This window comes from Desulfovibrio sp. SGI.133 (genome assembly GCF_050313955.1).
Classification (GTDB): Bacteria; Desulfobacterota; Desulfovibrionia; order Desulfovibrionales; family Desulfovibrionaceae; genus Desulfovibrio.
Window position 1 is genome coordinate 153,697 of record NZ_JBNPMK010000001.1, and the last position, 13,438, is coordinate 167,134.

A 13,438-nucleotide genomic window follows, 5' to 3' on the forward strand; every position below is an offset into this window, starting at 1 on the left:
CTGAAAAAACTCGTCTGCCCCCTGCCGAGACGCCTGACCGCCTCATGCGCTCATGACGGGCACAAGCTTGTGGATGGCGATGAAGCCCAACCTAGGCAAAAGGCGCTCCCCCGTGGGGAGCGCCTTCGTTATTCACGCCAGGAGCATGGGATATTGTATTGCTAAAAGGCCGCACCTTGCCTCCACTGCAAAGGATCGCGGAGACGCACGGAACAGGCCGTGGTGATGCGCTCATGACATTTCGGCCTCATGCTTCAATCCTATTGGCTCAGCTCTCCTGAAAGACCATGTCTCAGAATAAGTCAGTGGCGGCATGAAGGGCTGCATCGCTATCCCGCCGGTGTCAGCGTCTTTTAAGGAACAATCCCTCCGCCGTCGCTCCGTCTCCCACGCGGTACCGGCAGTTCTTGCCATCCACATAGCTGGAAACAAGAAAATCGTTGTACAGCACTAATTCTATGGCACAGTTTGCATCTTCTTCGATGAGGATGCGGTTACCATGCACGTGTGCGACGGCGGTCTCATCGGACAGGGCATCCTCGGGAAAGCAGGCCGTCCTGTAAAAGGGCGCTCCGGTCAGCCCTATGATGCGATACCTGACGGTCCCGTCATTATTGATCCGCAGGTTGACCGTGCCGTCATCGCACTTGTCTCCGACGCTGTAGGCGTATGTCCCGGAAGCATTCGCCGCATCGAATGTCCAATCATAGGGGGCATGTGTCCTTTTGACAGCGCTCATGGTGATGGGGAACTGCTTGCCCCTTTGGGCTTCATAGTTGCCTTCGCCCTTCTCGATCATCCGCGGGCGGCCAGTCCATGTCCCCGACAGGACGCCGTCGGTGAGCGTGCCGGTGATGGTGCCGGAGATATCCCCGTTGGGCAGCATCTCATAAAGACGGAAGGCGCCGTTGGCCTCTTCCCGGCCCAGGACGCGGATGGGCTTTCTGGCCTTGGTGGCCGTATAGACGATCTCCCCGGAGACGATGCCCTCCCGGCTGTCGAACCAGAGGGCCACGGGGATCTTGTTGTTGATGACGCCCTGGCCTTCATAAAAGCTGACCTGCGCGGCAGGGGCCGTGGCCGCATCCGCGCCCTTCTTCGGCGCCAGTTCGGCATCGATCAGGGCGGCGAAGCGCTGCTTCAGGCCCTGGGGAACCTTCTGGCCATTGGCATCCACAGCGGCGATGAAGTCCCCGATCAGACGCCCGGTCAGGGTACCCTGATAGGTCTGGGCAAGGGGACCCAGTCTCTTGCTCTTCTGCCAGTTCCACCGGTCAATGACCCCGTTGGGGCCACGCTCCGGAATTCTCTTGAAGAACATCAGGTCCACGATGCTGTGATAGCGCTTGAGGGCATCGGGCGCATAGGGATTGCCCGCATGGGCGCGCAAGAACTTTTCCAGCTGCGCGGCCCATTCGGCCATGCGCAGATGCGACCAGTACTTGAAGTATTCCTCACCGCCCAGCTCCTCGTCACTCATGGGCTGGGAGACCAGCACATCCACAAGGGCCCTGGCCGCCGGGCTGAAGCGGACATGCTTGTAGAAAGCGGCATGGTCCAGACGCAGGTAGGTCACCCCTTCCTCCATGGTGGGGACGAGGGCCAGCGAGCCGAGGTAGGCCAGGAGCTTCTGGTCCGCGGGCGTCAGCGAGCCCTTCTTCATCAGGGCCTGCAGCCAGCGTTGGAGCACGGGTTCCACGAGCTCCGTGATCTTTTCCTTGACCGGGCTGTTCTGGAGGGAGATCAGGTAATCCACCTTCATGTCCAGCAGATAGCCCATGATCCGCCGTTCATCGTTCTTGTCGATGGCGGACAGCTCGTTGTTGCACTGCAGGACCCAGTGCTGCACGGCCTTCAGGGTGGCGGCCTCATCCACGGCCCCGCCGCAGGCCACGTCGGCCGGGACGGGCGTCTTCAGCAGATCCACAGGGACGGCCTGGGCCACGGCCGCCCATCCCAGGAGCATCAAAACCAAAGCGATGGATTTTGCTAATGAATGCATACGGCCTCCCCGTTGCAATCCAGCCGATTACAATATCTCCCGGCTGATGCTTTTGATCTTCCCAGTGTCAGGTATGGAGAAAACCTGCGAACAATTTTTTCATCCTGTTTTTGGAGGCTTGCAGCCAGTCAAGAGCCAGTATCTTTTACGAGCGGATCCTTGTCCGCCCTTGTTATCCCATAGGCTGTTCAGTGAACTCAAAACTCCTGAGCAGCAGCTTTCCATCCTGGAGTTGCACGGTGACGCGGAACACGGCTTCCCTCCACAGGATTTCCCCGCCGTCCACTTCCTTGAAGCGCTGAAGACGACCGAACATTTCCCAGTTGTTTCCGCTTGTGGGCTCCATCACCTCCAGATTGGCATAGCCGGGCAGCAGATCAACCGGGGATAGGTTGCAGGTATTGCCCGTCTTGTCGCTTAGCACGGAAAAATCGAGAAAATAGCCATTGCCGTCGAAATAGGTTCCTCTGGAGGCAACGTGCTGGGTCACTTCCTGACCGAAAATGGTCCGGGCGGCCTCCTCCACCTTCTGCTTCGGCACGAAGCCCTCGTAGTTTTCGGCAATGCCCTGGAAGTGATCAGGGGCCATATGGCGATCTACGCCGCAGGCCGAGCCTTCAGCCAGGATGAGGAAGAAGAGCGCATCCCGGCACAGGGCCTCCTGGGATTTGGGGGCACTCTTCATCAGGCCCATGCTCCAGAGGACGAGCAGATTGTCCTTCATGACGAGCACTTCCGCCCGGGACGGGGCCTTCCCTTGCGCGGAAGCGGAGAGGGGACAGAGCAGCAGGCAGGCCGATACCACCAACAGCAAGATTTTGTTCATGATCCACCTCGCTGGGGAAACTTACTGCATGTCAAAGCCGAGGACATGGAGGAGCCCGCGGTCGTCCGGCATGCCGTTATTGCCGAAGAGAAGGGGGTGGCAGCCGTCGCAAAAGCCGAGGAAAAGGATGCGCCAGCAACCGTCCGTCCTTTTGAGGTGCATGCCGAAGCTTTCCCGTCTGCTGATGCGGCAGATATCGCCTTCCGCCTGCTCGGGGACACGTACCGTGCCTTCCATGATCCAGTTATCTCCGCCATGCTGGTACAGATTGATGGGCAGGGCGAAAGCCTGCTGCTGATGGCGCAGGGGCCAGGACTGGAACATGGCGTCATAGTCGAGGAACAGGCCCTTTTCGCTCAGCAAGATGTAATCGGCCTTGGGCAGGGCCGCCTTGTCGAAGGGCCAGCCCAGGTACTCCCGCGCCGTGGCCTCCAGGACCGTGAAGGGAAGGTAGACGGTGTAGCGCTGCGGCACTTTGTCGAAGACGCGCATGCTCTTCCGGTCTTCGGGGGTGGCGACCATCTCCGGGAGGAGACGTTGCGTGCCGGCATCCGGGTCCACCAGCTGGAGGACGAGGCGTGCTACAAAAGCGGGAGAGAGCTGTTCGTCTTTCACAAGACCGAAGGTCTCATGCGGTGCCTTGTCTCCGGGCTGCTTTTCGCCGATGCCGACATGCAGTGTCCAGAGCCGGGCCACAGTATCCTGCAGGAGCAGGAGATCGGCGCGGCTCATCTCCGGGGTATCCTCATGGGCACGGGCCGGGGCCGCGATGGTCAGACACAGGGCAAAAAACGCCACGAACAACAGGCGTGTGCGTATGCCTTTCATGGTTCCCTCCTCAGGCGTTGGATAGGCTGCCTGTTGGGAGCGTCATAGCCTGACACGGGATGACCATGCATCATCCTTGCGATGAAAAACGCGCAAAAAGTCGAAAAAACGTGTCATCATGAAGATGAAAAGAGCAGAGCCCCCTGTCCGGGGGCTCTGCTCTTTGGGGATCGGGGTACTCAGCCTTGCTGCCTGCCCGTCATCATCTGGATGTAGACCATCATTTCCTTGTAGGAAGTGACGTTGAGCTTGGCGTAGATATTCCGGTTATGCGTGCGGATGGTATTGATGGACAGATTGAGCTTGTTGGCGATCTCATGTGAGTTGAGGCCGGTGATATAAAGATCGAAGACGATGCGTTCTGTTTTCGTCAGGGTCTCTATCTGATTGACGAACATGCGATATGCGCTCAACTCCACCTGGTCAGCGTCGCGCATTTCATGGGCGTTTTCTCCCATCTGGCAAATGAGTTCCTGCTCTCTGGCCTTCATGAAGGCAATGAGTTCATCCAGCTCCCGGATCTGGGTCGTGCCGCCTGAGCCTCCTTCCTCCCTGGCATTGCGTATGCCCTTCAGGACAGGTGCCGCGTAACAGCGGGAAAAGAATATGGCCAGCAACAGGGCGATGGCCAAAAAGATCATCAGGAAAGACGCCACAAGGATATAACGATGCATCAGCATGCTTCGTTCCCGCTGCTGGGGCAGCAATACCGCGGCAACCCAGGTGGCATCTTCGCCAAAAAGCGGAAGCGGCGCCAGCCGCAACGGCTTTTCCCTGCCCACAAAGACGATCTCGCCATCGCTGTAGCGGTTGTAATCTTTCTCTGCAGTGACCTTGTAGACGGAAGAGTCCTCCGGGATGGCCAGGGCAGGCCCGTCCTGAAAACCCGCTCCGGTGTCCAGGCTCACTCCCCCCTCGTCATCTTGCTGCCGCAAGGCTAGGACCCCTGTCAGACCGGTCAGGGGAGGCGAAAGATGTGCGTGGGCCAGTTTGAAAAGCAGACTGCTGATCTCAAGGCCACAGACCCCGTATATCTCGCCGTTCTTCCCGTACATAGGGATGCAGATCAAAAGCACTTTTTCCCATGTCCCGCGCAGATAATGCGCCTTGGCAAAAAAATAACTGTTTCTCGGGGCCTGTTTTGCCTCCTGGAGCAGTTCATCCCATTTGGAGATATGGGAGATGTCAAACTCCATGTCCCAGTTATTGTGGATGGCAAAGCGATAGCGGCTGGCAATCTGCGGCATCCCGCGCAACCAGGCCACAGGCGCCTTTACCGTATTGAAATTAACAGGAGTGTTGATCTTCAGATAGACACCGCAGCGCGACGTGGCTGCCTTGGGAAGCGAGCTGTTGAGCGTCGCTTCCAGGATGATGAACGCCCCGGTGGAACGGGATTCCCTCAGGCTCTGGATCAGCAGCGGGATGCTTTCATACTCCAGCTTGCCTATGAGTTGGGCATTATCAGTCACGTCGCTAAACACAGCGTTGTTTTGGGCCAGGGTCTTTTCGACAGCATTCACCAGTTCAGGAGCAAGACGCTGGCTGGCAGCGACGATATTTCCCATATGCAGGGAAATATTTCTTTCGTATACAGTAAGATAATCATCCATATCCTCGCCTATCTTCTTTTGGGAAGCCGGCAAGAAATCAAATATGAAAAGCAGTGTCAGCAAAATAATAAGCAAAATAAGAACAAAAGATAAAAAATATACACCAAGACGCACCCGAAGGGGAAGCTTTCCTACTCTAAAAGAAAAGAAAGTAGGTGATACAAATCGCATGACAGCTATTTATTAATGAAAAGGTACGTCTAAATGTTTCTTCATCTGCATCAGTGTTGATTGAACAACTCTGTCAGAGTTGCTGTCAACACTGAACCATGTTCCACGATATGTGGAAAGGACATCACGCAGGGCCATTCCAAACCGCTTTTCCAGTTCGCCATAATGTTCAAAATCAGGAGCGGGAACAAACGTGGACGTTTCATAAAGTGACCGCAGTACCTTGTAAGCTTGCCAATAGCGATCATTAAGAAAATCGGCCTGTTTTGCCTGCATCAATTTCTGGAAGGCCTCCTTGTGAACAGGCATGTATCCTCCCTGTATGGTGAGGGAAAGATTGACTTCCGGACTGGTGATCCATTTGCAGAAAACTGCGGCAGCGTATTCCTTTTTCGGGGTGGAGGCACTTGCGTACAGCGCGGAGCCCCGCTGGATGTCCAGCCGTTTTGCGCCCCCGAAACGTGGATCGGGAAGAATAGTCAACCTGAGCGGGAGGGTCGTATTGTCCCTTAATGTGAGGGTGTCATTGAAGTAAAGGATGGCGGCGGAAGAGCCCACACCGCACACGACCTCCCCCATCATCATGACGGTACTGTTATAGCCGGGATTGAGCCACAGCTGTCCGTTGGCTGCGGCTTTGGCCAAGGGGCGCCATATCTTCAGCAGGACAGGATTGTCCCAGCGGATGCATCCTTTCTCGAAAAAGGGTTCACCCAGCGCCTCTGAGTTGAGCATGGCATAGTGTATCCAGTCGTCATACATGAAGAAAGACTTGCCGCCGGACCATTCATGGTAACGGTCGGCCGCACGGAATATGCCGTCCATTGTAGCGAGATCGGCATGCGTTATGCCCGTTTCCCGGCTAAAGGGCTCAAAAAGGGTGTCATTGACATAGAGAAGATTGGTGGATTTGGCAAAAGGGAACCCGTAAAGCGCATCGCCTATCATGCCTTCTTCAAGAAAGGCCGGAACATAGTTCTTCAGCTCTTCTTCACTGAAATGCTTTTTCCAGTCCAGAAGCCTTGCGCTATCGATCATGGCCACTGTTTTTGGATAGCATGTGAAAAGGTCAGGCAGCTCTTCGCTTCCCGGATCTTTGCGGGCTGACGCCACGAGCTCGTCGTGGATGGTCCAGGTACTGCTGACGGAAGTGACATTGATGATGATGCCCTGCTCCTTCCCCACCGTCTGGTTGAAACGGTCGATCAGCATATTCATGGGGGAACGGGCCTGTGCGCCATACACATGCCACATGGTCAGGGTGACGGGCTTGTCAGGATCAAGCGGGGAATCGGTGCAAGCACAAAGCAGAAGGACGTACACAACGAGCATGCCTCGCAGGAATGTCCTGCAAAGCACTCTTGCAAATGCCGCCGGCTTTGCATCCGGCGTCGTGCCGTGCTCCATATTGTCCTGCCATACGCGCATAACCAGTTCCCCGAAAAAGGCCAGAAAAGTTTATCTTGTTTATTTCATATCCTTTTTTGCAAACAAGCTCAATCTGTCCATGCATCCGGCTTGCGTAGTTTTTTCAAAATAACATCTGTTTTATCAAAGAGATACGTCCTTTTTTCATCATCAGGATGAAATCTTTTTTCCTAGGTGAATGAAGCGGTTTTCATTGTTGGGATGAGATATTTTTTCTTACCAGACGGCTTGGTAGATCAAAAAAAATGCTCCCTGTTCATTACAGGGATGATGCCCTGAACGAAGCCTTCGCCTATCTTCCGTATAAGAAGCGGGGAAGTTTGTGATCCCCCGGAACTGCGCAACCGCTTAGCAAGGAAAAAGCCATGAGCGACGAAAACGATTCTTACACGGAAGTCACAAGCACCAGTTGGTTTTCCCGCCTCGGAGATTCCTTTAAGGGGATCGGAACAGGTTTCCTCCTGATCATCGCAGCCACGGCCCTGCTGTGGTGGAACGAAGGCCGCACCGTGCGCACGGGCGATGCCATCGTCGAGGCCCAGCTGGCGACGGAGCCCATGCCCGCCATCACCAAGGTCGACAGCGCCTTCGAGGGCAAGATGGTGTATGCCACGGGTCGTGCTGTCACGAAGGACGAGCTGACCGACCCGGTGTTCGGCGTCAAGGTGAACGCCATCAAGCTGCGCCGCAAGGTGGAATACTACCAGTGGGTGGAACACCGCAGATCGGAAAAGCGCCAGAAGCTGGGCGGCGGGGAAGAGACCGTCACCACCTACACCTACTCGAGGGAATGGGTGAACCACCCTGTGGATTCCCAGTCCTTCAAGCAGATGGTGGGCCACGAGAACAAGACCCGCATCCAGACTGAAGCCGCGGACTGGCTCGCCCCCAACGTGACCTTCGGCGCTTACCGCTTCCCTGCCTTCCTGACCCGCTCCATCGGCGGTGAGAAGCCTCTGGACATTTCCCTCACCGATACCCAGCGCGCCGAACTGCAGAAGGCTTTCTTTGCTCCCAATGCCAGCCTGGATGCATCCCAGGTGGTGGGCCAGCAGGGTGCCAGCATGATCCACACCCAGACCAACACCATCTATGTGGGCCGTGAGCCCGGTGCCCCGGCCATCGGCGACGTGCGCGTGACCTTCTTCGAGACCCCGGCCGCCGAGGTCTCCATCCTCGCCAAGGTGAACGGCGATACCTTCGTTCCCTTCCGTGCCTCCAACGGCAACACCTTCTCCCGCCTCAGCATGGGCACGCAGGACATGAACAGCATGTTCGATGCCGCCAAGAGCGGCAACGCCACCATGGCCTGGATCCTGCGCGGCCTGGGCCTCGTGCTGTGCGTCACCGGTTTCGGCATGGTCTTCGCCCCCCTCAAGGTCCTCGCCGACGTCATCCCCCTGCTGGGCAGCATCGTGGGCGCCGGTACGGGCCTGGTGGCAGGCCTGCTGGGCACCGCCTGGTCGATGGTCATCATCGCCATCGCCTGGATCCGTTTCCGTCCCGTGCTGGGTGCCTGCCTGCTGGGCGCGGCGCTCGTCCTGGTGATCCTGCTGTTCGTCAAGGGCCGCATGAAGAAGGCCGCCCCCGCCGCCCCGGCCCAGGATCCCTCGGAACCGGCTCCGCGCTCCTGACGGAGTCGTCCCCTCAACCCCAAGGAGCAAGACATGAAGAAGCTCATCCTGGCACTCTTTGTCCTGCACGCCTTCTGTGCGACGGCATGGACAATGGAACTCAAGTGGGACAGGTACTACGTGTATTGCACCGCCAGCGGCAGGCCTGAGGTCGGCAACGGCAACCAGGTCTCCAACTACCTGAGGAGCTTCGGGAACAATCCTTCCGTCGACCTGATCACCTATCCCGGTTTCAAGGACAAGGCCAAGGCCGACGCCTATGCCCGCTCCCTGCGCGGCAGATGCCCGAAGAAGTGATGCCGCCCCCGGTGACGGTCGCTCCCCCCCAAAAAAAAACATTTGGACAACGCATTCCACAAAAAAAAACAGGAGGAAGCCCTATGTCCGTGAAGAACATCCTTTGCACCATGTTGGCCCTGGGCCTGAGTGTCTCGGCGGCCTACGCGGCGCCTTCCGTCAACCGTTCCGGCTCTTCCGTCATCGTGAAAGAATCCCTCACCGATGAAGGCCTCAGCCAGGCCAGGGAGATAGCCGGCAGCATCAAGACGCCGGAGTTCAAGCTCGAGGGCGTCAAGGATGCGGACCTGGCCAAGTTCTGCCAGGCCTTCCCCAATGCCAGCCGCCTCAGCGTCAAGGGTGGCCTCACGAGCATCGCTCCTGTGGCAGGGCTCAAGAACCTGACCTATTTTGAGCTGGAAGCCAACAAGGTGACGGATATGTCGCCTCTGGCCAACCTCACACAGCTGACCAGGATCAGCCTGAAGAGCGAGAAGATGGGCCCCGACCTCAAGTGGATGACGGGCCTGACCGCCCTCAGGGAGATCGAGATCAACGCCGGCAGCGCCCTGACCTCCTTTGAAGGCTTCCCCGCCCTGAAGGGCGATCCCCGCGTGGCCCTCAACGGTGCCTCTCCGGCCGACCTTTCGCCGCTCAAGTCCCTGGGCAGCTCCAAGCTCGAACTGAGATACTGCACCATCCAGGACCTGTCGCCCCTGGCCAGTATGCCCAACCTGCGCGAGCTGAGCCTCTATGGCGCCACGGTGAAGGACTTCAGCCCCCTGGCCAAGTGCGCGAAGCTGAAGCAGCTCAGCTACTATGCCGTCAAGGATGCCGACTTCTCCACCCTGGCCGCGCTGAAGCAGGTCACCGAGCTCGATGGCGGTCTCACCAAGCTGGACAACATCTCCTTTGTGGCCGAACTGCCTGCCCTGCGTGAGTTCGACATGTTCGCCGAATACGTGACCGACTACTCCCCCCTGGGTGCTTCCAAGGTGGAAAAGCTCCAGATCTGGAACATGAAGACTCCCGAATGCGACCTGAGCGGTGTGGCCAAGGCCAAGACCCTGAAGGACCTCCGGCTCTGGGGGGTGAACGGCGCCACCAATTCCGCCGCCCTGGCCAACCTGACGGAACTGCAGAAGTTCACCATCGTTTCGTCCTACAATGAAAAGAAGGGCGATCCCTTCGACATGGCCGCCGCCAAGGGCTGGGGCAAGCTGAAGGAAATGAGCATCAGCGGTACCAAGGTCGTGAACTCGGGCGAGATGGCCGGCTGCACCTCCCTGACCAAGCTGACCCTGATCCGGGTCAACAAGGAAGGCGAACCCTTCAGCCTGGCCGGCGTGGCCAAGATGCCCGGCCTGAAGAGCATTACGATCAATGACAGCCAGATCGCCAACTTCGAGGCCCTGGCCGGCTGCACCGAGCTCACCACCTTTGAGATGAAGAAGGTTACGGGCGTCACCAGCCTGGCTCCCCTCAAGTCCCTGCCCAACCTGAAGCGGGTGGTCGTCTCCAAGGGCGCCTTCCCTGAGGCCGAACTGGGCGGCTTTGCCCAGACCGTGAAGGTCGAACAGCGCTAAACCACAGCAAGGGGCCGCAAGCGACAGGCCTGCGGCCCCTTGCCGGTCCAGTAACCAACAAGGTCTCCAGCCTTCCCCGGGGAGGACACCCATGCCGTATCTGTCCCATCACGTGGCAACAGTCTGCACAGCGCTCCTGTTCCTTGCCCTGTCTCTGGTGCAGGGGGGCTGTTCACCCGCGCGGCATGCCTCCCCGGCGGAAGGCGCTCTTTCCCTGACCATCCTGCATACCAACGACACCCATTCCCACATTGCGGGCATCAACAAGTACGGTAATGCCTGCTTCGATGACACGGATTGCCGCGGCGGGCTGGCCCGCATCGCCACCGCCATCCGCACGGCCAAGTCCCGGAGCGACAACATCATCGCCCTGGATGCGGGCGACCAGTTCCAGGGGACCCTTTTCTACAGCGTGAACAAGTGGCCCATGCTGGCCGAGCTGGATCAGCACATGCCCTACGACGCCATGACCCTGGGCAACCACGAATTCGACGAAGGCTGTCTGGAGCTGACGCGCTTTCTGGCGGCCCTCTCCTTTCCCGTGCTGGCAGCCAACCTGAAGCCTGCAAAGGGCTGCCCCATGCTCAAGGGCAACTATGCTCCCTACACCCTGCTCACGGTACGCGGGCAGAAGGTGGCCGTGGTGGGCATAGCCAACAACGAGGTGGTGAGCCTGGCCGCCGCCTGCCCCCGCACATTTTTCGAGGATACGGCTGCCTGCCTGCAAAGGACGGTCAAGGATCTGGAAGCGCAGGGCGTGAAGCACATCATCGCCCTCACCCATATCGGCCTGTCCGAAGACAGAAAGCTGGCCCGCAGCGTGGACGGCGTGGACATCATCGTGGGCGGCCACAGCCACAGCTATCTGGGCCCTGATTCCGAAGAAGGCCCTTACCCCATTATCGAGCGTTCCCCCTCGGGGCAGCCTGTACTGGTGGTCACTGCCAAGCGTGCCGCGCAGTATCTGGGCGAACTCAATGTCATTTTTGACGCACAGGGCGTTCCTCTCCGCTGGAACGGTGGCGCACGGGAGCTTGCTGCCCCGGAACCGCGCGATGCAGAAACAAGCGCTCTGGTGCAGAAGTATGCCACCAGCCTGGACGAATTCCGCAACCACAAGGTGGGCAGCCACCATCTTTCCCTGCCTGACGGCATAGACGCCTGCCGGGAGGACGACTGTCTGGGGGGCAGCCTCATCGCTGACGCCATGCTGGAATACGCCCGCCCCTTTGGCGGCCAGGTGGCCCTGTGCAATGGCGGCAGCGTGCGTGCTGCCCTGCCCGCGGGCGATATTTCCCGGGGCGACCTGCTCAGCGTCATCCCCTTCGGCAATACGCTGGTGATGCGCGAGATCACGGGAGAACGACTGCTGGCAGCTCTTGAACACGGCGTTTCCGAAGAAGGCGGCCAGGGCCCGCGCCTGCTGCACACCGCGGGCCTGCGCTATGTGGTCGACGCCGCGCGTCCGGCGGGTTCCCGCATCGTCAGGGCGGAGATCCTGGACGAAAAGGACACGGCCACGCCTCTCGATCTCAAGGCCCGCTACGTGATCGTCACCATCGAGTACCTGGCGCGCGGCGGGGACGCGTATGCGATGCTCAAGGACAGCAAGGTGATCCCTTCGCCCGAACCCATCGATATCACGGTGGTGGAAGACTACCTGAAGAAGCACTCGCCCCTGCCCCAGCCCAAGGCTGAGCGCATCATCCGCCAGTAGGCGTGCCTAGGAAACAGCGGGCAGCGGATCTGGCCGCACCGGTAACGCAACGATCCCGACAGGCTCTCCAAAGGAGGATCTTCATGAACAGCGCACAGAGCATGCCCCCCAACCTGCCCATGCTGGGTTTCCCGGAGTCCGTTGTCCGCTGCATCAGGAAGTACGCCACTTTCCGCGGACGCGCCACGCGGGCGGAATACTGGTGGTTCTCCCTGTTCAATACCCTCCTCGGCATGGTGGTCTACGCCGCTGTCCAGCACCTTATGGGCACGGAGGCAGCGGACGGGGCAGCAAGCATCGTCCAGCTCGTGCTCTTCCTGCCCATGCTTGCCGTGGGTGTGCGGCGTCTGCACGACATCGACTTCCGCGGCTGGTGGATGCTGCTGGGCCTGACCGTCGTGGGCATCATCCCCCTGATCATCTTTTTCTGCCTGCCCGGCAAGGCCGCGCCCAACCGCTTCGGCGCCCGTGAATACGGGGCACAGGCGGGAATGACGCCGGAGCAGCAGGCAGCACAGCAGCCTGGACCCGTCGCGCAGACAGCGCCGGTACCCCAGACGGGACCGGCAATGCAGACCGCACCGGTGACGGAGGCCGCACCTGAACAGCAAGTGACAGCGGCAGCGCGGACCGCGCCGGTGACACAGCCTGAAGAGGCTTTTCCGCCAGCGACGGAAAAGCCGGCGGAGAAGGGCCATACGCGCCTTGTGGGCATGCTCCTGTGCCTGTTCTGTCTGGCGGGCCTGAGCCTTGCCACACCGTCGGCCGGGATCGCAGCCGACGCGGGCCAGTCTGCTTCCGTGGCCTCGAACCCGGCCGCGCCCGGCGCCTCTTCCGCATCCTCCTCCCCCTCCTCCGGGCAGGGCATGGAACAGGGCATCCAGGAAGCCTTCGGCGGTCTCATCTCCGTCATGGGGGAGGCCATCGGCGGCATGACCAGGGGCATGCAGGAAGGCGCTCGCGACCTGCAGGCCCAGCTCGACGGTTCGGACGGCACACGTGTCATCAGCAGCGGTAAGGATCTGGCGGCCCTGACCGAAACGCGCGTGCTCAAGGCCGAACAACTGGAAGACCGTTCCTGGCGCATCACGCTGGCCGTCAGGAACCCGCAGGAATTCCCGGTTCGTCTGGCCGGGCTCACAGACAAGCGGCAGGTCCTTCTGCTGGATCAGGAAGATTTCGTCCACGAACCGGGCAGCGTCGGGGAGCGCCTCGTGACCGTACCGGAGCGGGCCGCGCAAAAGCTGACATTCTTTTTCCCTGAACTGGATGGTTCCACGCCCAAAAACATACGGCTGTACGGCATGGATTTTGCCGTGCCTCACCCCATCGAGGTCCGTACTATATCCCAATAAAC

At 59.2% G+C, this 13,438-nt stretch carries 10 protein-coding genes; 5 read left to right on the forward strand and 5 right to left on the reverse strand.

Features of this window, described 5'->3' with window-relative positions; genetic code table 11:
• Nucleotides 1–343: 343 nt before the first annotated feature.
• The 5 genes from ACQRBR_RS00730 to ACQRBR_RS00750 all read right to left on the reverse strand — a co-directional run bounded on the left by ACQRBR_RS00730 (nucleotide 344) and on the right by ACQRBR_RS00750 (nucleotide 6,868).
• Nucleotides 344–2,002 carry a hypothetical protein gene (locus tag ACQRBR_RS00730; protein WP_427812017.1) on the reverse strand — a complete coding sequence of 553 codons (1,659 nt, stop codon included), beginning with the start codon at nucleotides 2,000–2,002 and terminating at the stop codon, nucleotides 344–346.
• Nucleotides 2,003–2,174: 172 nt separating this feature from the next.
• Nucleotides 2,175–2,828 (reverse strand): hypothetical protein, encoded by a 654-nt coding sequence (locus tag ACQRBR_RS00735; protein WP_427812018.1) that lies wholly within the window; start codon nucleotides 2,826–2,828, stop codon nucleotides 2,175–2,177.
• 21 nt (nucleotides 2,829–2,849) lie between these two features.
• On the reverse strand, nucleotides 2,850–3,656 hold the full coding sequence (locus ACQRBR_RS00740) for a hypothetical protein (protein ID WP_427812019.1): 807 nt from the start codon (nucleotides 3,654–3,656) through the stop codon (nucleotides 2,850–2,852).
• A gap of 179 nt (nucleotides 3,657–3,835) precedes the next feature.
• Nucleotides 3,836–5,269, reverse strand: a complete 1,434-nt coding sequence (locus ACQRBR_RS00745) for a LuxR C-terminal-related transcriptional regulator (protein WP_427812020.1) — start codon at nucleotides 5,267–5,269, stop codon at nucleotides 3,836–3,838.
• A gap of 183 nt (nucleotides 5,270–5,452) precedes the next feature.
• Nucleotides 5,453–6,868: an ABC transporter substrate-binding protein gene (locus ACQRBR_RS00750; RefSeq protein WP_427812021.1), complete on the reverse strand. Its 1,416-nt coding sequence runs from the start codon at nucleotides 6,866–6,868 to the stop codon at nucleotides 5,453–5,455.
• 365 nt (nucleotides 6,869–7,233) lie between these two features.
• On the opposite strand from ACQRBR_RS00750, the gene ACQRBR_RS00755 reads away from it, so the two are divergent.
• The 5 genes from ACQRBR_RS00755 (at nucleotide 7,234) to ACQRBR_RS00775 (ending at nucleotide 13,436) form a co-directional block, all read left to right on the forward strand.
• Nucleotides 7,234–8,502, forward strand: a complete 1,269-nt coding sequence (locus ACQRBR_RS00755; RefSeq protein WP_278901282.1) for a TMEM43 family protein — start codon at nucleotides 7,234–7,236, stop codon at nucleotides 8,500–8,502.
• Between the two features lie 33 nt (nucleotides 8,503–8,535).
• On the forward strand, nucleotides 8,536–8,799 hold the full coding sequence (locus ACQRBR_RS00760) for a hypothetical protein (protein ID WP_278901284.1): 264 nt from the start codon (nucleotides 8,536–8,538) through the stop codon (nucleotides 8,797–8,799).
• A gap of 83 nt (nucleotides 8,800–8,882) precedes the next feature.
• Entirely contained in the window at nucleotides 8,883–10,364 is a 1,482-nt protein-coding gene (locus ACQRBR_RS00765) for a hypothetical protein (protein WP_427812022.1), read from the forward strand.
• Nucleotides 10,365–10,455: 91 nt separating this feature from the next.
• Nucleotides 10,456–12,081: a bifunctional metallophosphatase/5'-nucleotidase gene (locus ACQRBR_RS00770; protein ID WP_278901287.1), complete on the forward strand. Its 1,626-nt coding sequence runs from the start codon at nucleotides 10,456–10,458 to the stop codon at nucleotides 12,079–12,081.
• Between the two features lie 83 nt (nucleotides 12,082–12,164).
• Nucleotides 12,165–13,436 (forward strand): DUF805 domain-containing protein, encoded by a 1,272-nt coding sequence (locus tag ACQRBR_RS00775; RefSeq protein WP_427812023.1) that lies wholly within the window; start codon nucleotides 12,165–12,167, stop codon nucleotides 13,434–13,436.
• The last annotated feature ends 2 nt before the right edge of the window (nucleotides 13,437–13,438 follow it).

What these genes read in the sequence shown, in the direction of transcription:
- ACQRBR_RS00730 (WP_427812017.1), bottom strand. Translation starts at nt 2,002, where the DNA reads ATGCATTCATTAGCAAAATCCATCGCTTTGGTTTTGATGCTCCTGGGA.
- ACQRBR_RS00735 (WP_427812018.1), bottom strand. Translation starts at nt 2,828, where the DNA reads ATGAACAAAATCTTGCTGTTGGTGGTATCGGCCTGCCTGCTGCTCTGT.
- ACQRBR_RS00740 (WP_427812019.1), bottom strand. Translation starts at nt 3,656, where the DNA reads ATGAAAGGCATACGCACACGCCTGTTGTTCGTGGCGTTTTTTGCCCTG.
- ACQRBR_RS00745 (WP_427812020.1), bottom strand. Translation starts at nt 5,269, where the DNA reads ATGGATGATTATCTTACTGTATACGAAAGAAATATTTCCCTGCATATG.
- ACQRBR_RS00750 (WP_427812021.1), bottom strand. Translation starts at nt 6,868, where the DNA reads ATGCGCGTATGGCAGGACAATATGGAGCACGGCACGACGCCGGATGCA.
- ACQRBR_RS00755 (WP_278901282.1), top strand. Translation starts at nt 7,234, where the DNA reads ATGAGCGACGAAAACGATTCTTACACGGAAGTCACAAGCACCAGTTGG.
- ACQRBR_RS00760 (WP_278901284.1), top strand. Translation starts at nt 8,536, where the DNA reads ATGAAGAAGCTCATCCTGGCACTCTTTGTCCTGCACGCCTTCTGTGCG.
- ACQRBR_RS00765 (WP_427812022.1), top strand. Translation starts at nt 8,883, where the DNA reads ATGTCCGTGAAGAACATCCTTTGCACCATGTTGGCCCTGGGCCTGAGT.
- ACQRBR_RS00770 (WP_278901287.1), top strand. Translation starts at nt 10,456, where the DNA reads ATGCCGTATCTGTCCCATCACGTGGCAACAGTCTGCACAGCGCTCCTG.
- ACQRBR_RS00775 (WP_427812023.1), top strand. Translation starts at nt 12,165, where the DNA reads ATGAACAGCGCACAGAGCATGCCCCCCAACCTGCCCATGCTGGGTTTC.